The sequence below is a fragment of the Massilia violaceinigra genome (assembly GCF_002752675.1).
Lineage (GTDB): Bacteria > Pseudomonadota > Gammaproteobacteria > Burkholderiales > Burkholderiaceae_D > Telluria_A > Telluria_A violaceinigra.
The window spans coordinates 1,122,606-1,148,296 of record NZ_CP024608.1 but is presented as its reverse complement, the minus strand read 5'-3'; the positions used below and the strand labels follow the sequence as shown (position 1 = coordinate 1,148,296).

Sequence of the window (25,691 nt, the reverse complement as noted above, 5' to 3'; positions counted from 1 at the left end):
TGGGCGCGCGTGCAATCCCTGCGCGCGGCCCATTCTAAGGGAGATGCACCGTGTTTTCACCCGCACTTGTCTACATCATGGCCGTGATCAGTCCCGGTCCCAATTTCATCCTGGTGAGCCGGTTCGCCGCGTCCAACTCGATTTCCGCCGGCATCGGCGCGTCCCTGGGCATCTGGTGCGTCGGCCTGATTTTTTCGACCTCGTCGATACTGGGCCTGGCGCTGCTGTTGAACCAGTTCCCGGCCTTGAACAAGATCGCCGGCATCCTGGGCGCGCTGTACCTGCTGTATATCGCTTATCTGCTCATCAAAAGCGCCTTGCACAGCAAGAAGCAGCAACGCGACAACGCCGCGGCGGCACCGGTGGATGGCGCGCCGGCCGCCGAGCCCTCGCACACCTTCTTCAAAAGCTTCAAGATGGGCTTCATCACCAATATCACGAACATGAAAACGATCGCGTTCATGATCAGTATTTTTTCATCGTTCCTGGCGCATTCGTCGACGACGATGGACAAGGTAACGATCATCGCCATCTGCAGCACCTTCGAAATCCTGTGGTATTCGTTTGTCGCCTTTGTCTTCGGCCAGGATGCGATCCGCCGCATTTACCTGAGGTTCAATAGCTCCATCGACCTGTTCCTGGGCCTTGTCCTGATCTTATTCGCAGCCAGCAATATCATTTCCCTATGATTCCCTCCACACCCGAACTCCCCACGCCGCCCCTGGTCTACGCAATCGGCGACCGGATGGTGATCCTGACCGATTACGTCGGCGCGATTCCGCAGGGCGGCAGCGGCCTGGTATTCTGGCACGCGGGCAAGCCTTACCTCGCGTATATGAAACCATCGACGCTGCCGACGACACGCAGGCGACCCAGCGCGCGCGCCGACAGCGCCATCCTGGAACAGGCCCGCAAGATGTTCCTGGCGCCGCCGCGGCGCGCGCAGCCGCCGGAGCGTGTGCATGCGCATGCCGATGCGTCCATGAGCATGTCTCTGTAAATATCGGCGTCCCCGGGTTACTGGACAGGCGCTTATCGCTTGCCCTTGTACACCCGGGGCGTCACCCCGTAACAGGCCTTGAGCCAGCGGGTCAAATGGCTTTGATCGGCGAAACCGGTGATCAGTGCGATCGACGATGGGTTGCCGCCCTTGCGCAACAGGGTCTTGGCCATCGAGGTGCGGCGTGCCTGGACGAAGGCGATCGGCGTTACCCCGGTCATCTTGCGAAAGCGCCGGATGAAATGAAAGCGGCTCAGGTTCGCGATATCGGCCAGCTCTTCGACCCGCAGCGTATTGCCGATATTGGCGTCGATATACTCGATCATGCGCGACATGCCCGGAAAGCCGTGCATCAGATCGGGCGTATCGTCTTGAAAACCGCGCCCATGACGCGCCGCGATATCGAAAATCAGCGCTTCCATGATGCTGTCGTAGGCCAGCGGTTCGGTCGCCATGGCCAGGGTGTCGAGCGCCAGCTTGAGGCGCTGGCCGAGCACGGGATCGCTGACCACGGGCTCCGGAAAATACACGGTGCAACCGACGATCTGTTTCATGGCATCGGTGGCCACGAAAATATTCCGGTAGAGGACGCCACTGCGTTCGGCCGCCTCGCCGGTGTGCACCTGGTCGGGATTGATGAATACCAGGTCGGTACTGGTCGCATAACGCTCCGCGCCGCGCCAGTGAAACCGCTCCACGCCCCTTTCGACAACCCCGATCACATAGCCGTCATGCACATGGGGAGAAAACACCTTGCGCACGATCTGCGCCCGAAACAGCTCCACATCATCGCGGTGTTGAGCGGACTGGAATTCAACCACTTCTCCAAACTCGCTGAAGATCTCTTGATCGCGTACCAGCATGACACTTTGGCTCCAGAATCCACATCTATCGCCGGCGCGATCGCGGGCATGCCGCGGCGCCGGCTATTAAAAAACTATTCTATGTTAAGACGACAAGATTAATAACATGATTAGAGGAGGTCCTCCAAAAACGCGCCGGCGCTTGGCGCCCGGGCTCCATCAGCGGCGGCAACGCGCCTCCGGCGTCGGCGTGACCACAAACGAGTAGTGCGAACCGTACTCGCCGCGAATCGCCTAGGTGCCCGATGCGCCGGCATTGGGTCCGATGATGTAGGTATTCGCCTTGGCGATGCCGCCGTCGGCGTAGGCCGCGATATCGGTGGTGGCATTGCCGTACGCACGCACGATGTTCAAGCCCACCACATCGCGCAAATGGCGCACGTAATCGGTTTTGAATTTCTGGGTATCGGGCGGAATCGGACCGTCGCCGTACGGATTGGAGTGGTAGTGCCAGCGCCCCACCTTCTGGATATCGAGCCACTCCAGTCCATCCTTGGTGACCCAGTACGGCCGCGCGGTCAGGAAGATCACCTGGTAACCCTTGTCCCGGTAAGCGTTGACCACTTGCGGCGCGTAGTAATACGGGGTGGCGGTCTTCACGCCGACATAATCGGCATAGGCTTCGAAGTCATTGATGGTCAGGGTGCCGTCGATGTCGAACAGCACCGCGTCACGGCCCGGATCGACCACGCTCAGGTAGCCGGTCGTCGAACTCAGATCGCCTTCCACGACGAAGCGCACGACATAGTCGCCCACCGGCCGCACGCCCAGCGGCACGTTGATCTTGCCGTCGCTGTCGGTTACGTAATTGCCGACGTACTGCCATTGCGACATGCCGGTCCCGTACAGATACGCGTGCACGCGCTCGCCTTCCAGGTCCTTGTGCAGCACGGCGTCGTAGTCGAACTTGCCCGTGATTGTTGCTTGCGAACCTGCCTTGACGATGGTGTCATGCGCCATATGCCAGGGCTTGTACAAACCCGCCAGGATGGTATTGCCGAACTTTGAAAACGTTTTCTTCGCGGGGCCGGAAAAAGCCGGCGGATTGGCCGCGGTGGTGTAATCGGGACAAGCGGCAACGGCAGGCAAGGCGGAAAAAGCACAGGCAATCGCAACACAGCGCGCAACAGGTTTCAACATGAAAATCTCCTATGGATGATTGGAATAATCAGATGACGTGGACACAATTTTTAGATTGTGAACTGTCAACATTACGCTGATATGACGATTTATAAAATGACATTGGGACCATTTCCTCTTGCTTATTCAAAAAACAAGATCGAGTGTTGTATAGGGTGTACGGCCAGGCCGGTGAAGCGGCGCGCGGCGCATCGATTCGTATAGGAAAGTGAGGTGTCGCGCAGCGCGGCAAGCGGCCCGGGCCTGCGCTGCCAGGCAGCGTCCTGCGGCGTGCGAAGCGCCTCCGTTCTACGTCAGGCAAGCGCTTGAGCGGACACAACCGTTGCGGAGCTGACGCCTTGTAATCTGGCTGAACAGGCGCAGGTGCGCTGACAGGCGCGGGCGCCCAGGCAGGCGGCTCGCGCCCGCATGGCGCCTGGCAACGCCTTGCCCGGCAGAGCTGTCCGTCTTGCCGCAACGGCGCGGCGCCTGGCAAGGATCGATCGTATCGCTTGCGGCGCAACCCATCAGGGGAACATCATGGCTATCAGAAAAGATCTCAACGGTCTGCGCATGCAGCTGCCCGGCGCACCGGCAATCTACCTCATCGATCAGGGCATGAAGCGGCATATTCCCGATCCGACGACCTACAACAACCTGTTCCGCGATTGGAGCGGCATCGTACAAGACCCGCATCTGAATAATATCGATACGGGAACCCCGCTCAGCCACGGCGCCGTGCTGGCGCAGGCGCAGGGCGATGCGGCGGTGTACCTGATCGACCAGGGCGTGAAACGCCATATCGCCTCGCCAGCGACGATGGACCGCTATTATTTGGACTGGAACAAGATCCAGCACGTGGCGCCGATACTGATCCGCTCGATCCAGAACGGCCCCACGATCGCCTGGCCGGCGTGAGGGCGCCGTTGCGGCCCGGCTGCATCAGGGAGAGGGGCGGCAGCGCCAGCCGGCAATCGTATTCCCGCCCATCCCCGTATGATTTCTGATAGGCTCGGGCCGCGAACCAAGCATCTATTTAGGATTGAATCACATGGTGAAGGCAACAAGCAGCGTGCAGGATCGCAAGCTGAGGGAATCCGAACAGCGCCGTAAAGACATCATCAAGGCGGTCCGAAAGCTGATCAAGGCTGGCGGTGCACGCGCGATTACCTTACGCAAGGTTGCTGAGGAAGCTGGGTTTTCCACCACCGTGGTGTACGCGCTGTTCGAGGACAAGGCCACGCTCATTACCCAGGCCATGGACAGCGACCTGCTCAACCTGGCCAAGGCCATGCGCGCCGCCACCGACCCGGCATTGCCGCCGATTGAAAATATCAAGCGCGCCGGCCGTGCCTATGTCAAATTCGGCATGCTCCATCCCGACCAGTACGCGCTGGTGTTCCTGGAACGCCGGCCCCATGCGCCGGTCGAAAGCGCCAAGATCGAACATGGCAACCAGGCGCAGGACCCGTATGCCTTCGGCCACCAGCTGTTCGCGGCCCTGGCCGCATCGGGCCAGGTACGCGCCGACCGCCTCGATTCCATGGGCCAAATCTTCTGGGAAGGCATCCACGGGATGACCTCGCTGCGGCTCGTGTTCGGCGAGTCGGAACAGTGGTTCGAGCATGCCGCTTTCGACCAGCACCTTGAAGACTTGCTCGATGTATTGATGACAGGAATCCTGCACCGTTTCCGACAATAAACGCCCGCAACACCGCGAAAAATAAAACGTTGTTTTATTTTTGATACGTCGTTATTATCCAGAACGTTGTTCCGATAACTATGCGGCTGCGAGGTGAACGGATGCGAACGATACTGGGCATGGCGGTTGTCGCGATGGGTTTGTGTGGCTGTTCAGCATCGACCGGAGAGCCCGGCGCGGCCGACCTGCAACGGGCCCAGGCGGCACGTCCGAGCGACCCGCAATTGGCCGAACGCTACGAACGCTCCTGCATGGCCTGCCACGCCGTCGCGGCAAGCGGCGCCCCCCTCACCGGTTTCACCCCTCACTGGCAACGCCGTCTCGCGCAAGGCATGGACCAGATGGTCAAGCATGCCGCCGAGGGCCTCAACGCGATGCCGGCTCGGGGCCAGTGCAACGATTGCTCGCCCGACGACCTGCGCGCACTGACCCGCTTCATGAGCGCCGGGGCCGCGCAATGAGCCCCCTGTCACGGCGCCGCAGATTGTTCCTGAAAGCCGGGGCGATGGCCGCGGCTGCGGGCCTGCTGGCCGGCCGCACCACCCCGGCGTCGGCAAGCGCATCGACCGTCACCTGGAAAAACTGGTCCGACAGCGCGCAGTGCACGGCCCGCGCCCTGGTCGCACCGGCCGACGAAGCTGCCATCGCCGCGCTGCTGCGCGCGTCCGGCGGCGCCGTGCGCTGCGTCGGCGCCGGCCATTCGTTCACGCCCCTGGTGCCGACCGGCGGAACGATCCTGTCGCTCGACCGCCTTGCGGGCCTGCAGTCCCACGACAAGGCGGCCATGAGCGCCACCCTGCATGGCGGCACCCGCCTGTCGCAAGTGTCGCGCCAGCTCGACGGCGCCGGCCTGGCGCTGCGCAACTTGCCCGACATCGACATGCAGTCGCTGGCCGGTGCGATCAGCACCGCCACCCACGGCACCGGGGCCGCGCTGCCGGCGCTGCACGCGGACGTCATCGCCATGCGCATCGTCTCGCCGCAGGGCGACGTGATCGACTGGCAGCAAGAGCGCCACGCCGACCAGATGGCGGCCGCGCGCGTCTCGCTGGGCAGCCTTGGCATCATCACCCGGGCCACGATGCGCGTGGTGGCCGCGCACAATCTGCGCCGCAAGGTCTGGCTAAAGCCGGTCGAAGAGATGCTGCAGCTGGCGCCGGAGCTGGCGCGTACCCATCGCCACTTCGAGTTCTACTACCTGCCGTTTACCGGCTATGCCGCCGCCATCACGCACGACGCCTACGCCGGCAGCGACATCCAGATGCCGGCGTCGCAAGACGAAGACATGCTGCGCGACCTGCGCCAGCTGCGCGACTGGCTCGGCAAGTTCCCCCAATTGCGGCGCTGGAGTGCGGCCAGGTTGATCGACGCGGACCTGACCGAACACGCCACCAACCGCTCGTTTCGCCTGCTCTCGAACGTGCGGCCGACGCGATTTAACGAAACCGAATGCCACGTCCCGCGCGAGGCGGGTATCGCCTGCGTGCGCGATGTGATCCGCACGCTTGAACGGCGCAACGAGGTGTTCTTCCCGCTTGAATTTCGCTTCGTCAAAGCCGACGACGCCTGGCTCAGCCCCTTTTACCAGCGCGACAGCTGCTCGATCGCGGTGCATGCGGCGCACGGCGAAGCCTACGACTACCTGACCTCCGAAATCGGCCCGGTATTTCGCAAACATGGCGGCCGTCCGCACTGGGGCAAGCTGCACAATTTCAGCTCCGCCGAACTGGCCGCGCTGTATCCGCGCTGGAAGGACTTCCAGGCGCTGAGGCAGCAGATGGATCCGCACGGGCGCATGCTCAATCCCCATTTGCGCGCGCTGTTCGGGGTCCCGGCATGAGGCGCCGCACGGCGCTGATGGCCATCGCCGGCCTGGCGGGCGCCGGCGCGCTTGCGCTGCGTCCGCGCGCGCATGGCGCCCCGCATGACGCCTACTTCGCGCACATGGCCGGCGCACTGCGCGCAGCCGGCATCGCCACGCCGACCATGGTGCTCGACCGCGACCGCATGCTGGCCAATGCCGGCCAGGTCATGCGCAACCTCGGCGGACGCATGGACCTGCGCCTGGTGGCCAAATCCCTGCCCTGCCTGCCCTTGCTCGACGACTTGATCGCGGCAATGCGCACGCAGCGCCTGATGGTGTTCAACCTGGCATACCTGGAGCAGCTGGCCGCGCAGCGCCCGGCACTCGATCTGCTGCTTGGCAAACCGCTGCCGGTGGCCGCCGCCGCCCAGTTCTACGACCGTTTCAAGAATGGGGGCTTCGATCCGGCGCGCCAGCTGCAATGGCTGGTCGACAGTCCCCAGCGCCTGGCACAGTATCGCGACCTGGCGCGCCAGCGCCAGTTGCAGTTGCGCGTGAATGTCGAAATCGACGTCGGATTGCATCGGGGCGGCGTTGCCAGTGCGGCCGCGCTGCAGCAGATGCTCGACATCGTGAAGTCGGAACCGCGTCTGCAGTGGTCGGGCATGATGGGTTACGACGCCCACATCTCCAAGCTGCCCGATCTGCCGGGTGTACGCGCGGGCTCCCTGTCCAACGCGCTTGGCATTTACCGCGACTATGCGGCGCAGGCGGCGCGGGCACTGCATGGCGGCGCGGCGCCGGCCGGCCTGACCCTCAACGCCGGCGGTTCGCCGACGTACCGGCTTCATGACGGCAAAGGCGCGGCCAACGAAGTGGCCATCGGCTCGGCCCTCGTCAAGCCGGGCGACTTCGACACCGAACTGCTGGGCGACCTGGCGCCGGCCGCGTTCATCGCCACGCCGGTCCTGAAGGCGCCGGCGCGATTCGACATGCCCAACGGGGTCGAATGGATCGGCGCCGCCGCCCGCGCGTGGGACGTGAACCAGTCGCGCGCCTGGTTCATTTACGGCGGCAACTGGCTTGCCGATCCCGTCTCGCCTGCCGGCATGGCGCCCAGCGGCCTGTACGGAACATCGTCGAACCAGCAGGTCCTGCTCGGCTCCGGCGCACAACAACTGCACGTGGACGATGTCATCTTCCTTCGGCCACGCCAGAGCGAGTCCGTGCTCCAGCAATTCGGCGACATCGTCGTGATGGAGTCGGGCCGCATCACGCAACGATGGCCGGTACTGACGCCCATGCCGTAGGCACAAGGACCATAACACCAAGGAGACAAGATGCGAGCAATAGCGATGATGATGCTGTCATGTGCATGGGTGGCGCCGGCATGGGCCGCGCCGGACACCGTACCGGGCCTGTGGCTCAGCGCCGACAAGGCCGCGGTCATCGCGTTCAAGGCCTGTCCCGAGCCGAAGGATGCGCTGTGCGGCATCATCGTCTGGGACAAGGATGCCGGCACGGCCGACGACGCGTGCGGCGTTATGATCGCCAAACTGCACTCCTGGCAGGATGACGCCTGGCGCAACGGCTGGGTGCACGACCCGCGTACCAGGAAAAACTACAAGGGCGTCGTGCGCACCAAGAACGACACGCTGCTGGTGCGCGCCTACATCGGCAGCGAACTGCTGGGCGAAACCGAAATCATGACCCGCGTGGCCAGCATTCCGGCCGGCTGCAAATCCAGGGAGACGCCATGAACAAATTTGTCGTGCTGGCCGCGCTGGCGGGCGCCGTCCACAGCGGGCAGGCCCATGCCGATGAACGGGCGATCCAAAGCTACGCGCTCGACATCGAAGCGAAGGTGCTCACCGACCGCAAGAACCGCGGCGTCTCCGATACCTACAACCGCCCCGGCGCCGAGTTGACGATGGAAGCGGTGCACGAATCGGGCGTGGTCGGCTATCTGCAACTGGGCACGGTCCGCAAGGAGATCTTCCCCGACACAAACGGTTTGCAGGTGACCGGCGCGCTCGGCTACCGCTGGGGCAATCCCGACGGCTGGCACTTCGGCGTAGGCGTGGCGCAGGAGTGGTTCCCGGGCGCGAAGGTCAACGATGCGCCGACCGGCATCGACTGGACCACGGGCGAACCGACCGGCGTGGCCAACACCAAATTCGATACCCGCTACGGCGTGTTCGAATTTGCCTATGGCGCCATCGAGGCGCGCTATCTGTATGTCCTGAGCGACGAGCTGCGCGGCAATAACACGGCCACCATCTGCGGATCGACCTATCTGCCGGCCGTGCTGGCCGGGGGCGACCCTGGCAAGGCGATCGCCTGCTACGACGGAGGCTTGAAGCACTCGCGCGGCTCGCAGCTGCTCGACATCGGCATCAAGCACAAGCTCGATGGCAGGAACAAGCTGATTGCGCATATCGGGTTTCAAAAGATGCGCCACTTCCGCGATGCCGACCTGGTGGACTACAAGCTGGGCATCGTGCACACGCGCTGGGGCCTCGATTTCGGCGCGGAGCTGGCGGGCGCCATCCTGCGCAACCGCGAACTGGCGGTGGTGCCCGATAGTTCAGGAAACACGAGGAAGGTGGATCGGGCGGCGCTGATCCTGTCGCTGGCCAAGCGTTTTTGACGGTCAATCCCAACCAGTACAAAGGAGACAACGATGGCATCGAACATTCCTTTCCGGCGCTTGACCCTGGCCATGGCGCTGGCGGCGACCTGCGGCGCGGCCAGCGCCGATCCTTTTATGGTTGGACGCGGCATGTCCGACATCACCGGCGAAGCCGCCGAAGTGGGCATGATGGGCTACGCCTCGCTCTCGCAGGTGAGCGCCGGCATTCACATGCGCCAGCGCGCGCGCGCCTTCATCGTGGCCGACCAGGCCAGCGGCAAGCGCATGATCTTCGTCAACAACGACCTGGGCATGGTGTTCCAGGGCGTGCAGCAGGCGGTTCTCAAGCAGTTGCGGGCCAGGTACGGCAGCCTGTATGGGGCCGACAACGTGATCCTCGCGGCCACCCATACGCACGCCGGGTCGGGTGGCTTTTCCCACTACGCGCTGTATAACATCACCACCTACGGCTACAACAAACGCAGCTTCGACGCCATCGTCAGCGGCATCGTGGCCGCCATCGACAAGGCGCACCGCGACTTGAAACCGGGCTCCATCGCCATCGGCAAGGGCCAGCTGACCGATGCCAGCAACAACCGCTCGCTGCCCGCCTACCAGCGCAATCCGCTGGCCGAACGCGCGCGCTGGAACAGCCCGATCGACCCCGACATGACGGTGCTGCGCTTCAGGCAGGGCGCCGATGATGTGGGCGTCATCAGCTGGTTCGCCACGCACGGCGTATCGATGGCCCCCAACAACCGCCTGCTCAGCCCCGACAACAAGGGCTATGCGGCCTGGCGCTGGGAACATGACCTCAAAGGCGTGCGCTATAACGCGGACGGCGATTTCGTCGCGGCCTTCGCGCAGTCGAACGCGGGCGACATGACGCCCAACCTGAACCTCGACGGGACCGGCCCCACGCGCAATGAATTCGACAACACGCGCATCATCGGCGAGCGCCAGTTGCAAAAGGCGCTGGCGATCTACAACGGCGCGCTCGAGCCGCTGGCCGGCACCTTGGACTACCGCCAGCGCTTCATCGATTTTTCGCGCGTCAGCGTGGCCGCCAGTTTTGCCGACGGCCACGCGCGCGGCACCTGCCCGGCGGCGCTGGGCACCGCGTTCGCGGCCGGCACGGAAGATGGCCGCGGCCTGGATGGATTCAACGAAGGCGACCTGGCCGGCAATCCCTTCTTCCAGGCGCTTGGCGGCATCCTCACGCCGGCGCCGCAATGGGTGCGCGACTGCCACGGCGTCAAACCGGTGCTGCTCTCGCCAGGCGTGCAGCAGCCCGTGCCCTGGTCGCCGGAAGTGCTGCCGGTGTCGATCGTGCGCATTGGCCAGCTGGCGATCGTGGCAGCACCCGGAGAGCTGACCGTCATGGCTGGCCGCCGCATACGCGAGACCGTCCAGGCCGCGCTGGGCGAGAGCGTCAGGCATGTCGTCATTGCCGGCTATGCCAACGCGTATTCCGGCTACATCACCACGCCCGAGGAATACGACGCCCAGCACTACGAAGGCGCCTCCACCCACTTCGGCAAATGGACACTGGGCGCCTACCAGCAAAGCTACCACGAGCTGGCCACGGCGATGCGGCAAGGCTTGCCGGCCCATGCCAGCGCGTCCACGCGCGACCTGTCGGACAAGCAGCTGTCGTTCCAGACCGGCGTGGTGCTCGATAACACGCCGCTGTTCAAGGCTTTTGGCGACGTGGTACGCCAAGCCAATGCCAGCTACGTGCGCGGCCAGCGGGTCGATGTCGAGTTCTGGACCGGGCACCCGAAAAACGACTTGCGCCAGAACGGCACCTTCCTTGAAGTGCAGCGCTGGGACGGCGCCGCCTGGCGCACCGTGGCCACCGATGGCGACTGGAGCACCATTTACCGCTGGGTGAGGGTCGATCCGGTGTGGGGAAGCTCCAAGGCCGCCATTTCGTGGGACATTCCCGCCGATGCCGCCACCGGCCAATACCGGATCCGGCATGACGGCAACTACAAGAATGGCTGGGACGGCAGCATCCGCGCGCTGACCGGCATCAGCCGCACGTTTCAGGTCAACTAAAGAATTGCCTCGCTTTGGCCCATCGAGCCTGCATTTTCAACCACCGGAGATCAGCATGCCGCACGTTTTACGTCTTGTTCTATCCTGCCTGTGCCTGGGCACCCTGTTTGGCAACGCGGCGCACGCCGAAACATATGTGTATGTCACCAACACCACCGCCGCCCCGGTAACGGTCCAGGTCAGTCAAAGCGGTGACGCCCAGCTTGCGCTGGGTAGCAGCTGGGGACGCGAAGCGAACGTGATTCCCGCCTATGCAACCCGGCGTGTGATGTGGATGAACCGGAATGTCGGCATCACCAATGGCAAGACGTTCTATTTCGACACCACCGTGAGCAGTGGCGACAGCAGCATGGTGCTGCGCCAGAAGCTGACCGGCACGCTCGTTTCGAGCAATCTGTGGCACTCCGCACGCGGCGCCGGCTTCGACGATCCATGGTATGGCGACCGCAACGTCCATCAGCGCGACACCACGTTCGCGCAAAAGGCGTCGGTAGCCTCCTACCGCGCCAAGTTCACCGGCGGTTACGACGATGTCCACTACGTGGTTCACAACAAGAACACGGTCGAGCCGGCCAGCGGGGCCGACGAATTGAAGGTCCTGAGCTATAACGTGTGGGCATTGCCCGTGGTGGCCAACAACATTTGCGCGCGGCTGGACGAGATCGCCGATAATCTGGCCGGCTACGACGTGGTCACGCTGCAGGAAATCTTCGACAATGACTGCCGCACGCGCTTCCTCGCCAAGGTCGGCGCCGCCTTCCCCTATCAGTCGCGCCTGGTCGATATTCCTTCAAACATCTTGCTCAACGGCGGCTCCATGGTGCTCAGCCGCTGGCCGATCATGGCCGACGATACCATCGTGTTCGACCGCTGCGTCGGCTCGGACTGCCTGGCCAACAAGGGCGCCAATTATGTCCAGATCCTTAAGCATGGCAAAGCCTACCACCTGAGCAATACCCATGCGCCCTCCACCGATAGCGATGAAGCGCGCCAGGCGCGTTTTGATGCCCTCGGAAAAATCCGCACCATGCTCGACAGCAAGAAGATTCCCGCCGCGGACGCGCTGCTGATCGCCGGCGACATGAATATCAACAAGTACAAGTTCCCGGACGATTACGCGCGCATGCAGTCGATCCTGCGCGCATCGGCGCCGGCGAGCACCGGTTACGCCTATACGTACGACGCGGCGGTCAATGTCAACGCCACCAGCGTGGTGTCCGGCGGCACCACCGAATACCTCGACTACATCCTGGTGGCGAACGACAATCGGCAGCCGGTGCGCAAGGAGAACAACGTGCGCATCCTGCGCAGCCTGCGCGAGGAGGTATGGTACGCGCATGACTTGTCGGACCACTTCCCGGTGGCCGGCCTGTTCGCCTTCTGAGCCGGATGCGCACCGCCATCCTGGCTGCCGCATTGGCCACGGCTGTTTTGGCCGTCTATGCCTGTTTCGCGGGGCCGGAGCCGGCGCCCGATTCGGTCACGCCGCCTCCGGCCGCGCCGGTGGCGTTTGCGGCACCAGCCGCTGCCGCAGGCAGGCCTGGTCCGCGCGCGTCGGGCATGGAGCGGCGCGCGGCGGTAGCTGCGACGCTCGCAGCGAATGGCCCGCAGATGCTGCGCGAAGGACGCTTGCAAGACTGGTGGCGCTCGGGCCAGGCGCAATGCGCCGCACTCGGGATCGACGATTGCCAACGCTGGCTGCGCGATGCGATCGCCGCCTGGCCGGACTCGCGCGCGGCGGCGCTCGCATCGCGCACCATCGAGCGCCTGCCCGCCGTGAAGGAAGCACAAGCGCGCCTGGTGCAGGACATGGACACGCCACTGTCGCAGCGCTTGCAACGCTTGACTGCGCTGCGCGAAGCAACGATGGGACGCGAGGAGGCGCAGGCGTGGTTCGGGCGCGAGAAGGCGCAGGTCGGCTTTACCGCCGCCGTCAACGAATTCGCCGCCGGCGAGGCGGCGGCAATGTCGCTGGCGGCGCGCCTGGCCCGTGTGGAAGATTTGCGCGGCCAGCATTACGGGGCGTTTTATGACGACCTTCGCGCCGCGGAAGGGCCGATGGGGCAATACCGCATCGAGCTAGGCCTGGCCCGTCTCGACGCCGGCGATGCACAGGCGGCGGACCAGCTGCGGGATCGTTTGCTCGCGCGGCATTTCCCGCGCGAGCGGGCGCAGGATATCTCTCAACTGGAACGGCGTAGCGAGCAACAGCAAGCGCAGCGAAACGCCTACGCCGACGAGCTGGCGGCGCTGCAGCGCCAATATCCTAACGCGGGCGATCAAGCGTATCTCGCCAGGCTCGACCAATTGCGGCAAAAGCATTTCCATTGAGAATCGGCGGTGTACTTGCGCGCGAATAGCCTGATAACATCCGGCACCAAGCACATCAACCGATCGTGACCGGATTTATCCATGGGCTGTCAACCAATGAACTGCGCCGTCCTCATTCATCTGCAGCGCGCTAGCGATGGTCTGACCGCATGGGTCAGCCACACGGCCGATGACGGCATCGACACGCTACTGAGCTGCGTCCCGTTGGCACGTCTGCCACTCGCGCTCTATCCGCAGCGCGATACTTTGCTGGCGGACTGGCAAAGCCTGTGCGCGGCACGCGAACTTGTGCCGGTGTGGCCGGCGTTCTGGCGCGTATTCTGGCATACGCTGACGCGGACACGCGACCATGCCCCATTGCCGATGCCGCAGCGCGTGGCGCCGGCAGCGCGACCGCCGGCCACCGCGGCGCATCCGCGCGCTTTTCGTGGCACCAAATACCAGCCGCCGAAGCAGCCGGTACCAATCCTCGATATATCCGCATGGCTGTCCGACCACCGCCTGCTTGACGGCTTTTTCGCGCGCCATGATTTTGCGCACCTGCCTTGCCTTGACGCGCACGGCCACCCTTTATTGAATTTCCCCGGCCCGGATCAGGCACCGACGGTTTGCGCACTGCTCGCGCATGGCGCAGGCATCGAAGCGGCCCAGTGGCCCGCGCTTCCAGAGGCATTCCGGCGTGCCTTCGCATGGTCCTTGCGGATGGCGCCAGCACACACGCTGCTGGCCTGGCTCCATGTCTGGCGGGGCCTCGGCAGCCCGCAGCAAGGCGTGGAATTGGTGCTTCCCGCCCGTTTGTGCGCGCTTGCCCCAGGTGCGCACAAGTGGGCGATGCTGGCCCTGCATCTGCCACCCACGCGCCAGATCGTCTTTCTCAGGGCAGTGCTCGCGCAGCGCGCCTGCCTGCTGCCATGCGACGCAATAAGCGTCACCCAATTGATGGAGCTCGACGCCGCAAGCGCGGACGAACAGCGTTTCGACCTCTACGTGAATGCCCTGCTCTCCAATCTGAGCCATCAGGTCAGTGCCGCCTACACCTTGTGCGGCTGCCTCCTCGCCGAACGGTGCACGGATGCGAATCGGATATCCACCCTGCGTGCCTACCTGTTCACCGACAAGAATTGCGCGCATGTTCCGATGGCGGACATCGACCGCATGAGCCGTGCGGTGGGTACGGACGGACAGTTCTGGGAATTGATCGCCTGGGAAAACTGCGGCAAATTGCCTGGATTCGACCACGTGCTGCGCGAAACTTGCTGGGAACAGCTTGGCACGGATGCCGCCGATCAGTGGATGGCGATATTCAAAGACATCCAATCGGATGAAGAAGACGAAGAGAAAAACGCCAGGCGATGGCGTGCCTATGCGGCGATTTTCCCCGAGTGGCACCGTGGCCTCATTGCGCTATCAGGCCCGTGGCAGGTAAAGTACGTGCGCATGTTACGCAGCCACGCATCCGGCTGGGACGATGTCGACAGCTTGCGCGAGAGCGTACGGTATCTGCTACCGCTCCAGCAACGGCTGTGCCGCCCGCCCTTTTCAGCCACGGCCGATGGCGACGCCGTGCTGTCATCAATGGCGCGAAATTTGCCGGTCGAGGGCTGGCGGCAGCTTGCCGCAACCGGCGAGCAGACCTGGCTGATGGTCGAACGCGCCTGCCGTCGCGACAATGACGCCCGCTTGATCCGATACGGCCTGTTCAGTCTTACCCAATGCTGGCCGGCTTTTACGCTGCGGCTTTTTTCGACGTCGCCGATACGGTTGATGCGCACCGCGCGGCTGTTGGGATGCCTGCGATACGAACGGCGGCGCCAGTTCCTGTCGGAGACATCGCATGCCGCGTGGTTCACCACCAACTGGGACCATGCCGAGCCCTATGAAGCGTGCCGCACGCTTTACCGGCTTTGCATCGAAGTCGGCCTGAATAGCCCCGTACCGCGCCGCCTGCGCGACCATATTGAAGGGGAAATCACACTCACCGACAAGCAGATCGCGCGTCACTGCCGGGTGAGTCTGGCGCGATTGCCGACTGTCTTGTTGGCGGCGCTCGAATGGCATATCTGGCGCAGCATCGACATGCCTTTCAATCTGCGCGGGCAATCGAGCGCGGCAAGCCATGCCGTGCGCCTGCTCGCTGGCGTGGATGACAATCGCAAGGGACTACGGCGCTTCCTGCTGGAGCACGGCCAGGGTCGCACGCACGCCTATCTCGACCATCCGCTCAACCGCGCGTGGTTCGCGCGCCATCCACGCATCAACGCCGACCTGTGGTGCGGGAAAGCGCCGGCACCTACAGGCGAAGGCACGCACGGCATCCGTCTGGCGATCGAAACGGATCCTCTCGAAACCCTGATGCTTGGAACCTACGTGGGCAGTTGCCTCGGGCTGGGCGGGTACTTCGACTATTCCGCGGTGGCCTGCCTGCTCGATGCAAACAAACAGGTCATCTATGCGCGCGACGCCGCCGGAAGGGTATTGGCGCGCCAGTTGGTGGCAATCGATGAACGCGACCGGCTGGTCATGTTCGAGGTCTATCCGGCATCGGCGCCGGAATCGCTGGTACGCGAATTTCACGCCTTCTGCCAGGTGTTGGCAAATGCGGTTGGTATCGACATGTATCGCCATCGGGAGCACGACGATTACGAGGTCGCCACCGTTCTCGCACGCGACTGGCGGGACGACGGGGCTGCGCAAGACCGGGAGGAACTCCTCGCCTGAATTACCACACCGCCGCTTGCGCCTCAGGCGAACTTGGAAGGCGGTAATTAGCCCTGGTTCACCTTACAAGGACTCGTCAGAACCTGTGCACTCATCAACGTCAGGGACCTGTGCAAGTGTGGTTTCGACTAAGTAACCGGGGCATTTCACTTTAGCCAGCTCTAGCGCTATTTGGCCACGGCGCGTACGTTGGAATCCAGCGCTATCGACGAGATCAAGCGGCATTGCCGTTAGAAAATCGATTCCGTAAGCCTTGGCTGCCGCCCCGCAGGGCCCCTTCGCCAGCCGAACTATTTCCTCAATAATACGCAGTACCGCCCGTAGGTTGCTGGGGTCACTTAGCGCGGACGTTAAGTAAGCATTGACAACTTGCAATGACAGCCGCAACTGCTCTACACCATTCTCCGTCTGTTTCTTTTCGAACGTACGTAAATTATAAGCCCGGCTGGTGAGCAGATCTACCGGATGGAGGACGAGATAGGTTTGACCGCTGTCTTGGCGCATCTCGATCGCGCGCTCAAAGACGTGCCGGACACTCAGCGGCGGGACTTTTCAATGACGTCAATTGACATGAACTTGTCAGGTGTAATCGGTATTTCGACAACGCCAATTAGCCTGGAAATCGCCGACCTTAGTTGGAGTTTCGCTGTGCTTCCGGGTATCTTCTGATGGATTGCTTCGACCAGGTCGCGATCACCAAGAAAGTCCGCATCGATACTTATTGGGGCGCAAGTCGCGTAGGAACGAAGGCCGAATACATCTAACCAGACCGACAAGGCCTGCCCGCCTACAAGCACACCTTTATTTTGGACAGCTGCGAGAACAAGCTCGACTAACGCTGGAGTGACTGCAACCTGCTCGCGCTCAGTCATCCCTTAAAAGTGTATGTTGACCGTTCTACAACTTCTTGGGGGATAAAGGAATTTTGTTCAAGCGAGCGATGCCCAGCAGTGACGAGCCAACGCGACTGTTCCTGTCGGCGGTACTTATCCTGCTCTAAATCGTGCGATTCAGATTGCAGTGATTGTTCGTTGAGCAAGATGTGGCTCATGATGCTTCTCCAATACGGCGACTTTAGCATAAAATCAGCCGGAGTTTGCATGATAGGCGGTACCTTGCTATCGAGCCTGATCGCACTGTGGGCCGACGCGCTCGCTGGGCACACCAGTTGGTCGCTGGAACCCAGATCGACCAACTCCTGATCATCGGCCGGATCCGGCCTTTACGTGTCGGCACGCTGTGCGCCGCTTCCGGTTCAGGCAAACTTGGAAAAATCCGGCTTGCGCTTTTCGAAAAACGCGGTGAACGCTTCCTTCGCTTCAGGCGCCAGCAGCATCGCGCCGAACAAGGCGTTTTCGGCGCCCATGGTCTCGTTGATGGCCGCAGTGCGCGAGCGCTTCATCAGCGACTTGGTTGCGCGGATCGAGGCCGCTGGCAGCGCCACCAGCTTGGCCGCCTGGCGCTGCGCGTACGGACGCAGTTCTTCCAGCGGCAGCACCTTCGATACCAGGCCCATGTCGTAGGCTTCCTGCGCCAGGAACGCTTCGCCGAGCAACAGCTTTTCGGCCGCGCGTGGGAACCCCGCCAATTGCGGCAGCAGCAGGCTCGATGCGAATTCAGGGCACAGTCCCAGCTGCGAGAACGGCATCGAGAACTTCGCATTGTCGGCCGCGTAGACCAGGTCGCAGTGCATCAGCAGCGTGGTGCCGATGCCGACCGCCGCGCCGGACACCGCCGCCACCACCGGCTTGCTGCTGCCGGAGAGAGCGCGCATGAACTGGAATACCGGGCGCATTTCGGGCGGCACGCCTTCGACCGGTTTGGAGTTCTTCATGAAGTCGTCCAGGTCGTTCCCGGCAGTGAAAATCTCGGGTTTGCCGGCGATGAGAATGGCGCGCACCGCGTCGTCGCTCTCGGCGTCGACCAGGGCATCGGCCATGGCCTGGTACATCACGCCGGTGATCGCGTTCTTGCGTTCGATGCGGTTAAATTCGATCGTCAGGATGCCGTCGGCCTTGCTCGTCAAAATATCCATGTATTCTCCAAAAAGTGAAAAGGGCGCCGAGGTTAAACCGCAGCGCCCTTGATGACATTATTTTAACCGACGCTTATACGCGTTCGAAAATGCCTGCCGCGCCCATGCCGGTACCGACGCACATCGTGACCATGCCGTACTTGAGGTTATTGCGGCGCAGCGCGTGGATCACGGTCGCGGCGCGGATCGCACCGGTCGCGCCCAGCGGATGGCCCAGCGCAATCGCGCCACCCATCGGGTTGACCTTGGACGGGTCCAGACCCAGGTCGCCCATGACCGCCAGCGCCTGTGCGGCGAACGCTTCGTTCAGTTCGATCCAGTCCAGCTGGTCCTGGGTGATGCCGGCGGCGGCGCATGCCGCTGGAATCGCCACTTTCGGGCCGATGCCCATGATTTCAGGCGGCACGCCGCGCACCGCGAACGAGGAGAACTTCGCCAGCGGGGTCAGGTTATGCTCGCGCAGGATTTTTTCGCTGACGATCAGCAGCGCGCCGGCGCCGTCGGACATCTGCGAGCTGTTGGCCGCGGTGACGGTGCCTTTGGCCGCGAAGACCGGCTTCAGTTTGCCGAGCGATTCGATGGTCGAATCGGCGCGTGCGCCTTCATCGGTATCGACCGTGCGGGTCTTGATGTCGACCTGGCCGGTTGCCAGGTTAGGCGTGCGGGTGATGATTTCGACCGGGGTGGTCTCGTCCTTGAAGAAACCAGCCTGCTGCGCGGCGATGGCGCGGCGGTGCGACTCGACCGAGAATGCATCCTGCTGCTCGCGCGTCACTTTCCACTGCTTGGCCACGTTTTCCGCGGTCAGGCCCATGCCGTATGCCATGCCGACGTTTTCGTCGGTGAACATATTCATGTTCATCGATGGGTGGTGGCCCATCATCGGTACCATCGACATCGATTCGACGCCGCCAGCGATCATCACATCGGCTTCGCCGACGCGGATGCGGTCGGCGGCCATGGCGATGGCGGTGATGCCGGATGCGCAGTAACGGTTGACGGTGACGCCGCCGACGGTTTTCGGCAGGCCGGCCAGCAGCACCGACATGCGGGCGATGTTAAAACCTTGTTCGGCTTCCGGGAACGAGCAGCCGATGATGGCGTCGTTGATCAGCGCAGGATCGAGGCCGGGCGCTTGCGCCATCGCGGACTGGATCGCGCGCACCAGCAGGTCGTCCGGGCGCATGGACTTGAACATGCCGCGCGGCGCCTTGCCGATCGGGGTGCGGGTAGCGGAGACGATGTATGCGTCTTGAAGTTGTTTGCTCATAGTGTTCTCTCAAAAATTCTGTGGTTCGAAATGGGATGCTGATTCACCGTTTTTCGGACAAATACCAGTCGACCTGCACCTGCGCCGCCAGCGTGCCGTGTTCGTCGAATACGTCGACTTCCACCGGGAACGCCACCTTGCCGTCCGTGCTCAAGGCAGCCTTGAGCGCCGCGATATCGCCCGGAACGCGGCCGCTGGCGCGCGTCGCGCCCTTGGCCACTTTCTGGTACTGGATACGCGACTCCTTGGCCACCGGACGCAGACCCAGAATCAGGTCGGCGAACGCGCCGGCCATGGCCGCGCCGGAAGCCGTTTCGGCCAGGGTGAACAGCGCCCCGGCGTGCTGCGTGCCGAGGTGATTGTTCAGTTTCGGGTCGGCCGGCATCGACACCTCGGAGGTGCCATTGCCGATTGCGTCGATCCGGATTCCCAGCAGCCGCACAAACGGCAGCGTGTCCATCATTTGCTGCTTGATACGGTCATACACCATGCTTGGCCTCACTCGCAGTAGAAATTTGAACGCCAGGGTCAGGATCGACATTGCCGGTCGATCAGTTGCGTACCGGTTTACCGGTTTGCATCATGCCCATGATCCGTTCCTGGGATTTCGGATGATTCAGCAGTTCGAGGAATGCCTTGCGCTCCATGTCGAGGAACCACTGCTCGCTCAACTGGCTGCCCTGGTCGATGTCGCCGCCGGTCACGATCTCGGCGATCATGTCGCCCAGCTTGTAGTCGTGGGCGGAGATGAAGCCGCCGTCGCGCATGTTGACCAGTTGCGCACGGATGGTCGCCCAGCCGTAGCGGCCCGTCGCGGTGATCGTCTTCTTCATCGGAGGACGGTAGCCGGCGTCGAACATCGCGCGCGCTTCGACTTTCGCCACGTGCAGCAGTTCGTACGGGTTGAAGACGATGACGTCGTCCTCTTTAAGGTAGCCCATCGCTTTCGCTTCCAGCGCCGATTTCGACACGTTGGCGGTAGCGGCATTGGTGAAGCCCGTTTTCAGGAAATGCAGGATGTCCGAACCCTTGGCTTCATTCGAAGCGCGAGCAGCCGCTTCCTTCAGGCCGCCGCCGGCGGGAATCAGGCCAACGCCCACTTCAACGAGGCCGATGTACGATTCGATCGAAGCCACGCGCTTCGATGCGTGCAGCGCCATTTCGCAGCCGCCGCCCAGCGCCAGGCCCGCCACCGCGGCGATGACCGGTACGTTCGAATACTTCATCGCCATGAAGGTATCCTGCAGCAGCGCGATACCTGGCTCCATGGCCTTGGCGCCGCCTTGCATGAATAATGGCAGTGCCGATTGCAGGTCGGCGCCGGCCGAGAAGGCACCGCCTTCGGCTGCGTCGGTATTCCAGATGACCAGGCCCTTGAAGTTTTTCTCGGCTTCGGCTTGCGCCATTTTCAGGCCGTTGATCACGCCTTCGCCGATGACGTGCATCTTGGTCTTGAGCGAGATGATCAGCACGTCGTCGTTCTGGTGCCAGATGCGCACCGAGTCGTCTTCGTGGAAGGTCACGCCGGCGGTCTTGCCGTCGGCAGCGCCGGCGCCCAGCACCGGTGCGCGGAACGGCTGGCGCTCGTACACGGCCAGCGTGGAACGCGGCACGTAGGCGTTCTTGGACGCCGAGAACGAACCTTCAGCGGTGTGCACGCCCTTCTCCGCAACCTGGCCTTCGAAGACCCATGCCGGCAATGGAGCCGCGCACAGTGCCTTGCCGGCGTCGATGTCTTCCTTGACCCAGTTGGCGATCTGGGTCCAGCCCGACGCCTGCCATGTCTCGAAAGGACCGACGTTCCAGCCGAAGCCCCAGCGCATGGCGAAGTCGACGTCGCGCGCGTTGTCGGCGATCGAACCCAGATGCACGGCGATGTAGTGGAAGGCGTCGCGGAAGATCGCCCACAGGAACTGGCCTTGCGGGTTGGTCGATTCGCGCAGCGCTTTCATCTTCTTGACCGGATCCTTTTCTTTCAGGATGCGGGCCACGATGTCGGCTGCCTTGCCGCCGCCGGCGACGTAGTCACCGGTAGCGAAGTCGAGACGCTGGATGTCCTTGCCGACCTTTTTGTAGAAACCGGCGCCGGCTTTCTGGCCGAGCGCACCCGCGGCGACCAGCTTGGCCAGCACGTCGGGGGTTTTGTAGACGGCGAAGAATGGATCGTCGGCCAGGTTGTCCTGCATGGTCTTGATCACATGGCCCATCGTGTCCAGGCCGACCACGTCGGCGGTACGGAAGGTACCCGACTTGGCGCGACCGAGCTTGGCGCCGGTCAGGTCGTCGACCACGTCCACGGTCAGGCCGAATTGTTCGGCTTCGTGGATGATCGCCAGCATGCCGAAGATACCGACGCGGTTGGCGATGAAGTTCGGGGTGTCCTTGGCGCGCACGACGCCCTTGCCCAGGGTGGTGGTCAGGAAGCCTTCGAGCTGGTCGACGATTTCAGGCTTGGTCGACTCGGTCGGAATGATTTCGACCAGGTGCATGTAGCGCGGCGGGTTGAAGAAGTGAACGCCGCAGAAGCGTGCTTTCAGTTCGGCGTCGAAGCCGTCGGACAGCGTGGTGATCGACAGGCCCGAGGTGTTCGAGGCGAAGATCGCGTTTGGCGCGATGTGCGGAGCGACCTTCTTGTACAGGTCGTGCTTCCAGTCCATGCGCTCGGCGATCGCTTCGATGATCAGGTCGCAGCCGGCCAGCAGCTCGAGGTTGTCTTCGTAGTTGGCGATTTCGATCAGGGCTGCGTCGTCCTTGTTGCCGAGTGGCGCAGGGCTGAGTTTTTTCAGGTTGTCGATGGCGCGCTGGACGATGCCGTTCTTGTTGCCTTCTTTTGCAGGCAGATCGAACAGGACGACCGGTACCTTGGCGTTGACGCAGTGGGCAGCGATCTGCGCACCCATCACGCCAGCGCCGAGCACGGCGACTTTTTTAATGATGAAATTGGTCATGGCTTTCCTTTGTTTTCCAGATTACTGATTGCGTATCCCCGCTGCCGCTTGAGCCGTCGTCCCCGCGAAGGCGGGGACCCAAGTTCGTCGATACGGTACGAACTTGGGCCCCCGCCTGCGCGGGGGCGACGGGAGTGCGGGGAGCACTTGGCGTATTAGAACAAGTCGGCGTCAAGCGCCATCAGGTTGGCCGAGCCGGAACGCGCCTGGCGGATCAGCATTGCCGTTTCAGGCTGCAGACGGGCGAAGTAGAAGCGCGCGGTCGCCAGTTTGGCTTTGTAGAAGTTATCGCCCGAGTCTTGCTTGGCCAGCGCGATCTTCGCCATCTGCGCGAAGAAGTAGCTGTAGATCAGGTGACCGACAACGCGCAGGTAAGGAACCGCCGCCGCGCCCACTTCATCCGGATTCTGGAACGCCTTCATGCCGATTTCCATGGTCAGCTTGGTGACCTTGTCACCCAGGTCGCCCAGCGGCGTGATGAACTCCGACAGCGCTTCGTCGGTGCCGTTTTCTTCGACGAAGTTCTTGATCTTCTCGCCGAACTTGCGCAGCTTGGCGCCGTTGTCCATCAACACTTTGCGGCCCAGCAGGTCGAGCGACTGGATCGTGTTGGTGCCTTCGTAAATCAGGTTGATACGCGCGTCGCGCACGTACTGCTCCATGCCCCACTCGGAGATGTAGCCGTGGCCGCCGTAGACCTGCATCGCTTCCGAGGTCGCGATCCAGCCGTTGTCGGTGATGAAGGCCTTGATGATTGGCGTGAGCAGCGCGACTTCGTCGGCCGCGTCCTTGCGCACTTCTTCGTCAGGGTGGTGCAGTTCGCGGTCGATCTGCAGCGCGGCGTACGAAGTGAATGCGCGCGCGCCTTCGGCGTAGGCCTTGGCGGTAAGCAGCATGCGGCGCACGTCGGCGTGCACGATGATCGGGTCGGCTTGCTTTTCAGGCGCTTTCACGCCCGACAGGCTGCGCATCTGGATGCGGTCTTTCGCATACACCAGCGCGTTCTGGTACGCCACTTCGGTCAGGCCCAGCGACTGCATGCCCACGCCCAGGCGGGCGGCGTTCATGAACACGAACATGGCGTTGAGGCCCTTGTTCGGCTGGCCGATGATCCAGCCGCGGGCGCCGTCCAGGTTCATCTGGCAGGTCGAGTTACCGTGGATGCCCATTTTTTCTTCGATCGCGCCGCAGAAAATCGGATTGCGCTCGCCCAGGGTGCCGTCCGCGTTCGGCAGGAATTTTGGCACCAGGAACAGCGAAATGCCTTTGGAGCCTTCCGGTGCGTCCGGCACGCGTGCCAGCACCAGGTGCAGGATGTTTTCGGCGACGTCATGTTCGCCGGCCGAGATGAAGATCTTCGAGCCGGTGATCAGCCACGAACCGTCGTCCTGCGGCAGCGCTTTGGAACGCAGCATGCCCAGGTCGGTGCCGCAGTGCGATTCGGTCAGGCACATGGTGCCGGTCCATTCGCCCGAGACCAGTTTCGGCAGGTAGGTTTTTTTCTGTTCGTCGGTACCGTGCTCCAGCAGGCACTCGTAGGCGCCGTGCGACAGGCCAGGGTACATCGACCATGCCTGGTTGGAGGAGTTGAGCATTTCGTAGAACGAGTTGTTCAGCACGACCGGCAAGCCCTGGCCGCCGTATTCCGGGTCACACGCGAGCGCAGCCCAGCCGCCTTCGACATACTGCTTGTAGGCTTCCTTGAAGCCTTTTGGCGTGGTCACCGACTTGGTCGCCGCATCATAGTGGCAACCTTCGCGGTCGCCCGAGTGGTTCAGCGGGAACAGCACGTCCTGCGTGAACTTGGCACCCTCTTCCAGCACCTGGTTGATGATGTCGGCGTCGACATCTTCGAATTTAGGCAACTGCTTCAATTCGTCGGATACATTGAGGAACTCGTGCAGCACGAACTGCATATCCCGAATTGGCGCGACGTATTGACCCATGATTTTCTCCTGACGAACGTATGGTTGGTGACCAGGCCAGCGACGTGCTGGACCCGGCAAGGTGTTGACTCGATTGATTCAGTTACTGCGCCCGATTCGCTTACTGCGCTTGATTCGGTTGATTCTTGGACGGATTCTGGTAATTCATGATCAGGCGCTCAAAGCCGCTGCGCGCGCGATCGACGCTGCCCGGCCGACGCAGGAACCGCGCATCGTGGTGCAACGCCAGGATCAAGCCATACATCTCGTAGACCATCTGGTTGGCGTCGGTATCTGCCTTGAGGTCGCCGCACTCGATGGTTTGCTCCACACATCTTAGCAGTGCTCCCTGCCACGCACGCACCATCGACACCAGTTCTTCGCGGATCGGGCCCGGACGGTCGTCGTATTCGACGGCGCCACTAATATAGATACAGCCGGAGGCGATCTCGACGCTGACGCGCTTGATCCAGCGGGCATACATGGCTTTGAGGCGCGACAGGCCGCGAGGTTCCTTGACGCTCGGGAAAAACACTTCCTGCTCGAAACGGTGGTGGTAGAGCTTGAGCACTTCCATCTGCAAGTCTTCGCGCGAACCGAAGTGCGCGAACACGCCGGACTTGCTCATGTTCATTTTGTCCGCGAGTAAACCAATCGTCAGCCCTTCGAGACCGTCGCGGCTGGCGAGGTCGAGCGCGACGTCCAGAATGGCTGCCCGCGTGAGCTCGCCCTTGCGCATGAATTTGACTGAAGTGTTAATAGATGGTCCCGATGGTAGTTGAAAATGCGACCCGTTGAATGAAATCCGAACGCTCGTACTATTATCCACTACAAGGCAAATGTCAAACGGGAACTTAGAGGTGGGAGTCTATTGCTGCGGTGCAGCAATACCAGGAATTTCCGGGGCTTTGCGTATGCTACGGGCCGTCGAGGCGGGCAAGGCGCCATGCCGTTTTTTGTGCGTCCGTGCACTTCATGCAACTCGGTGGCAAAAATCTTGTGGAACCGGTCAGACCCGAGGCTAGCAGGATTGCCCTGGCCAGCGGCGTAGTCGACAGGCACCCGCGACGACGTTCAAAGCACAGCTGCGCCAGGCAGCGATAGCTCATCATTGTGGGGGTTATTCACTATTGAATTAAGCGTAATATTGCACACAAAGCAATATTTGTCGAACTTGGGGGATGTCATCAGTGACACTTCCAGCCGACGGATCGAGGCGGTATGTTGTTGACAATGTTGCAATGGACAAGGACATCACGCCGCCGCACCCGCGCGTCGACCCT

The 25,691-nt window shown here is 62.5% G+C and carries 23 protein-coding genes; 13 read left to right on the top strand and 10 right to left on the bottom strand.

The genetic code is table 11. The features are described from left to right. Window positions 1-50 precede the first annotated feature (50 nt). Together CR152_RS05270 and CR152_RS05265 are read left to right on the top strand one after the other, a co-directional pair. On the top strand, window positions 51-689 hold the full coding sequence (locus CR152_RS05270; protein ID WP_099873983.1) for a LysE family transporter: 639 nt from the start codon (window positions 51-53) through the stop codon (window positions 687-689). Next, window positions 686-1,000: a hypothetical protein gene (locus tag CR152_RS05265; protein ID WP_099873982.1), complete on the top strand. Its 315-nt coding sequence runs from the start codon at window positions 686-688 to the stop codon at window positions 998-1,000. Before CR152_RS05270 ends, CR152_RS05265 begins: the two co-directional genes overlap by 4 nt. 32 nt (window positions 1,001-1,032) lie before the next feature. Here CR152_RS05265 and CR152_RS05260 read toward each other — a convergent pair whose 3' ends face one another. Then, on the bottom strand, window positions 1,033-1,863 hold the full coding sequence (locus CR152_RS05260) for an AraC family transcriptional regulator (RefSeq protein WP_099873981.1): 831 nt from the start codon (window positions 1,861-1,863) through the stop codon (window positions 1,033-1,035). A gap of 234 nt (window positions 1,864-2,097) precedes the next feature. Further along, on the bottom strand, window positions 2,098-3,003 hold the full coding sequence (locus CR152_RS05255) for a lipin/Ned1/Smp2 family protein (RefSeq protein WP_208640073.1): 906 nt from the start codon (window positions 3,001-3,003) through the stop codon (window positions 2,098-2,100). 519 nt (window positions 3,004-3,522) lie between these two features. On the opposite strand from CR152_RS05255, the gene CR152_RS05250 reads away from it, so the two are divergent. The 11 genes from CR152_RS05250 (at window position 3,523) to CR152_RS05200 (ending at window position 16,230) form a co-directional block, all read left to right on the top strand. Next, window positions 3,523-3,900, top strand: coding sequence for a hypothetical protein (locus CR152_RS05250; protein WP_099873980.1), 378 nt, complete (start codon window positions 3,523-3,525; stop codon window positions 3,898-3,900). Window positions 3,901-4,033: 133 nt separating this feature from the next. Beyond that, a complete protein-coding gene (locus CR152_RS05245; protein WP_099873979.1) occupies window positions 4,034-4,684 on the top strand; it encodes a TetR/AcrR family transcriptional regulator in 651 nt (216 codons plus the stop codon). Window positions 4,685-4,785: 101 nt separating this feature from the next. After that, the gene (locus tag CR152_RS05240) at window positions 4,786-5,145 is read left to right on the top strand and encodes a c-type cytochrome (RefSeq protein ID WP_157778329.1); all 360 of its coding nucleotides are present in this window, start codon (window positions 4,786-4,788) and stop codon (window positions 5,143-5,145) included. Beyond that, complete coding sequence (locus CR152_RS05235) at window positions 5,142-6,524, top strand: D-arabinono-1,4-lactone oxidase (protein ID WP_099873977.1); 1,383 nt, start codon at window positions 5,142-5,144, stop codon at window positions 6,522-6,524. The genes CR152_RS05240 and CR152_RS05235 overlap by 4 nt, the downstream gene beginning before the upstream one ends. Further along, a complete protein-coding gene (locus CR152_RS05230) occupies window positions 6,521-7,798 on the top strand; it encodes an alanine racemase (protein ID WP_099873976.1) in 1,278 nt (425 codons plus the stop codon). Before CR152_RS05235 ends, CR152_RS05230 begins: the two co-directional genes overlap by 4 nt. 30 nt (window positions 7,799-7,828) lie before the next feature. Continuing rightward, window positions 7,829-8,248, top strand: a complete 420-nt coding sequence (locus CR152_RS05225) for a DUF2147 domain-containing protein (RefSeq protein WP_099873975.1) — start codon at window positions 7,829-7,831, stop codon at window positions 8,246-8,248. Further along, window positions 8,245-9,138, top strand: a complete 894-nt coding sequence (locus tag CR152_RS05220) for a TorF family putative porin (RefSeq protein WP_099873974.1) — start codon at window positions 8,245-8,247, stop codon at window positions 9,136-9,138. The genes CR152_RS05225 and CR152_RS05220 overlap by 4 nt, the downstream gene beginning before the upstream one ends. Window positions 9,139-9,171: 33 nt before the next feature. Then, on the top strand, window positions 9,172-11,181 hold the full coding sequence (locus CR152_RS05215; RefSeq protein ID WP_099873973.1) for a neutral/alkaline ceramidase: 2,010 nt from the start codon (window positions 9,172-9,174) through the stop codon (window positions 11,179-11,181). A gap of 55 nt (window positions 11,182-11,236) precedes the next feature. Beyond that, a complete protein-coding gene (locus tag CR152_RS05210; protein ID WP_099873972.1) occupies window positions 11,237-12,565 on the top strand; it encodes a sphingomyelin phosphodiesterase in 1,329 nt (442 codons plus the stop codon). A 5-nt stretch (window positions 12,566-12,570) separates the two neighbouring features. Beyond that, the gene (locus CR152_RS05205; protein WP_099873971.1) at window positions 12,571-13,512 is read left to right on the top strand and encodes a lipase secretion chaperone; all 942 of its coding nucleotides are present in this window, start codon (window positions 12,571-12,573) and stop codon (window positions 13,510-13,512) included. A 96-nt stretch (window positions 13,513-13,608) separates the two neighbouring features. Then, the gene (locus tag CR152_RS05200) at window positions 13,609-16,230 is read left to right on the top strand and encodes a hypothetical protein (protein WP_099873970.1); all 2,622 of its coding nucleotides are present in this window, start codon (window positions 13,609-13,611) and stop codon (window positions 16,228-16,230) included. A gap of 63 nt (window positions 16,231-16,293) precedes the next feature. Here the strand turns inward: CR152_RS05200 and CR152_RS05195 are convergent, their stop codons facing one another. From CR152_RS05195 to CR152_RS05160, 8 genes are all read right to left on the bottom strand, one after another. Next, a complete protein-coding gene (locus CR152_RS05195) occupies window positions 16,294-16,734 on the bottom strand; it encodes a hypothetical protein (protein WP_099873969.1) in 441 nt (146 codons plus the stop codon). A 364-nt stretch (window positions 16,735-17,098) separates the two neighbouring features. Further along, window positions 17,099-17,281, bottom strand: a complete 183-nt coding sequence (locus CR152_RS32680) for a hypothetical protein (RefSeq protein ID WP_157778328.1) — start codon at window positions 17,279-17,281, stop codon at window positions 17,099-17,101. 204 nt (window positions 17,282-17,485) lie between these two features. Next, window positions 17,486-18,265: an enoyl-CoA hydratase gene (locus tag CR152_RS05185; RefSeq protein ID WP_099873967.1), complete on the bottom strand. Its 780-nt coding sequence runs from the start codon at window positions 18,263-18,265 to the stop codon at window positions 17,486-17,488. 73 nt (window positions 18,266-18,338) lie between these two features. Next, complete coding sequence (locus CR152_RS05180; RefSeq protein WP_099873966.1) at window positions 18,339-19,535, bottom strand: acetyl-CoA C-acyltransferase; 1,197 nt, start codon at window positions 19,533-19,535, stop codon at window positions 18,339-18,341. Between the two features lie 43 nt (window positions 19,536-19,578). Beyond that, window positions 19,579-20,025 carry a PaaI family thioesterase gene (locus tag CR152_RS05175; protein WP_099873965.1) on the bottom strand — a complete coding sequence of 149 codons (447 nt, stop codon included), beginning with the start codon at window positions 20,023-20,025 and terminating at the stop codon, window positions 19,579-19,581. 61 nt (window positions 20,026-20,086) lie between these two features. Next, the gene (locus CR152_RS05170) at window positions 20,087-22,483 is read right to left on the bottom strand and encodes a 3-hydroxyacyl-CoA dehydrogenase/enoyl-CoA hydratase family protein (protein ID WP_099873964.1); all 2,397 of its coding nucleotides are present in this window, start codon (window positions 22,481-22,483) and stop codon (window positions 20,087-20,089) included. A gap of 155 nt (window positions 22,484-22,638) precedes the next feature. Then, entirely contained in the window at window positions 22,639-24,429 is a 1,791-nt protein-coding gene (locus tag CR152_RS05165) for an acyl-CoA dehydrogenase C-terminal domain-containing protein (RefSeq protein ID WP_099873963.1), read from the bottom strand. A 100-nt stretch (window positions 24,430-24,529) separates the two neighbouring features. Further along, window positions 24,530-25,147 (bottom strand): TetR/AcrR family transcriptional regulator, encoded by a 618-nt coding sequence (locus CR152_RS05160; protein ID WP_099873962.1) that lies wholly within the window; start codon window positions 25,145-25,147, stop codon window positions 24,530-24,532. Window positions 25,148-25,691 lie beyond the last annotated feature (544 nt).

Bases quoted from the DNA above. Each gene is read 5' to 3' on its own strand.
- CR152_RS05170 (WP_099873964.1), bottom strand. From the start codon at position 22,483: ATGACCAATTTCATCATTAAAAAAGTCGCCGTGCTCGGCGCTGGCGTG.
- CR152_RS05175 (WP_099873965.1), bottom strand. From the start codon at position 20,025: ATGGTGTATGACCGTATCAAGCAGCAAATGATGGACACGCTGCCGTTT.
- CR152_RS05165 (WP_099873963.1), bottom strand. From the start codon at position 24,429: ATGGGTCAATACGTCGCGCCAATTCGGGATATGCAGTTCGTGCTGCAC.
- CR152_RS05255 (WP_208640073.1), bottom strand. From the start codon at position 3,003: ATGTTGAAACCTGTTGCGCGCTGTGTTGCGATTGCCTGTGCTTTTTCC.
- CR152_RS05235 (WP_099873977.1), top strand. From the start codon at position 5,142: ATGAGCCCCCTGTCACGGCGCCGCAGATTGTTCCTGAAAGCCGGGGCG.
- CR152_RS05200 (WP_099873970.1), top strand. From the start codon at position 13,609: ATGAACTGCGCCGTCCTCATTCATCTGCAGCGCGCTAGCGATGGTCTG.
- CR152_RS05260 (WP_099873981.1), bottom strand. From the start codon at position 1,863: ATGCTGGTACGCGATCAAGAGATCTTCAGCGAGTTTGGAGAAGTGGTT.
- CR152_RS05185 (WP_099873967.1), bottom strand. From the start codon at position 18,265: ATGGATATTTTGACGAGCAAGGCCGACGGCATCCTGACGATCGAATTT.
- CR152_RS05220 (WP_099873974.1), top strand. From the start codon at position 8,245: ATGAACAAATTTGTCGTGCTGGCCGCGCTGGCGGGCGCCGTCCACAGC.
- CR152_RS05210 (WP_099873972.1), top strand. From the start codon at position 11,237: ATGCCGCACGTTTTACGTCTTGTTCTATCCTGCCTGTGCCTGGGCACC.
- CR152_RS32680 (WP_157778328.1), bottom strand. From the start codon at position 17,281: ATGAGCCACATCTTGCTCAACGAACAATCACTGCAATCTGAATCGCAC.
- CR152_RS05180 (WP_099873966.1), bottom strand. From the start codon at position 19,535: ATGAGCAAACAACTTCAAGACGCATACATCGTCTCCGCTACCCGCACC.
- CR152_RS05230 (WP_099873976.1), top strand. From the start codon at position 6,521: ATGAGGCGCCGCACGGCGCTGATGGCCATCGCCGGCCTGGCGGGCGCC.
- CR152_RS05225 (WP_099873975.1), top strand. From the start codon at position 7,829: ATGCGAGCAATAGCGATGATGATGCTGTCATGTGCATGGGTGGCGCCG.
- CR152_RS05245 (WP_099873979.1), top strand. From the start codon at position 4,034: ATGGTGAAGGCAACAAGCAGCGTGCAGGATCGCAAGCTGAGGGAATCC.
- CR152_RS05240 (WP_157778329.1), top strand. From the start codon at position 4,786: ATGCGAACGATACTGGGCATGGCGGTTGTCGCGATGGGTTTGTGTGGC.
- CR152_RS05195 (WP_099873969.1), bottom strand. From the start codon at position 16,734: ATGCGCCAAGACAGCGGTCAAACCTATCTCGTCCTCCATCCGGTAGAT.
- CR152_RS05215 (WP_099873973.1), top strand. From the start codon at position 9,172: ATGGCATCGAACATTCCTTTCCGGCGCTTGACCCTGGCCATGGCGCTG.
- CR152_RS05250 (WP_099873980.1), top strand. From the start codon at position 3,523: ATGGCTATCAGAAAAGATCTCAACGGTCTGCGCATGCAGCTGCCCGGC.
- CR152_RS05265 (WP_099873982.1), top strand. From the start codon at position 686: ATGATTCCCTCCACACCCGAACTCCCCACGCCGCCCCTGGTCTACGCA.
- CR152_RS05160 (WP_099873962.1), bottom strand. From the start codon at position 25,147: ATGCGCAAGGGCGAGCTCACGCGGGCAGCCATTCTGGACGTCGCGCTC.
- CR152_RS05205 (WP_099873971.1), top strand. From the start codon at position 12,571: ATGCGCACCGCCATCCTGGCTGCCGCATTGGCCACGGCTGTTTTGGCC.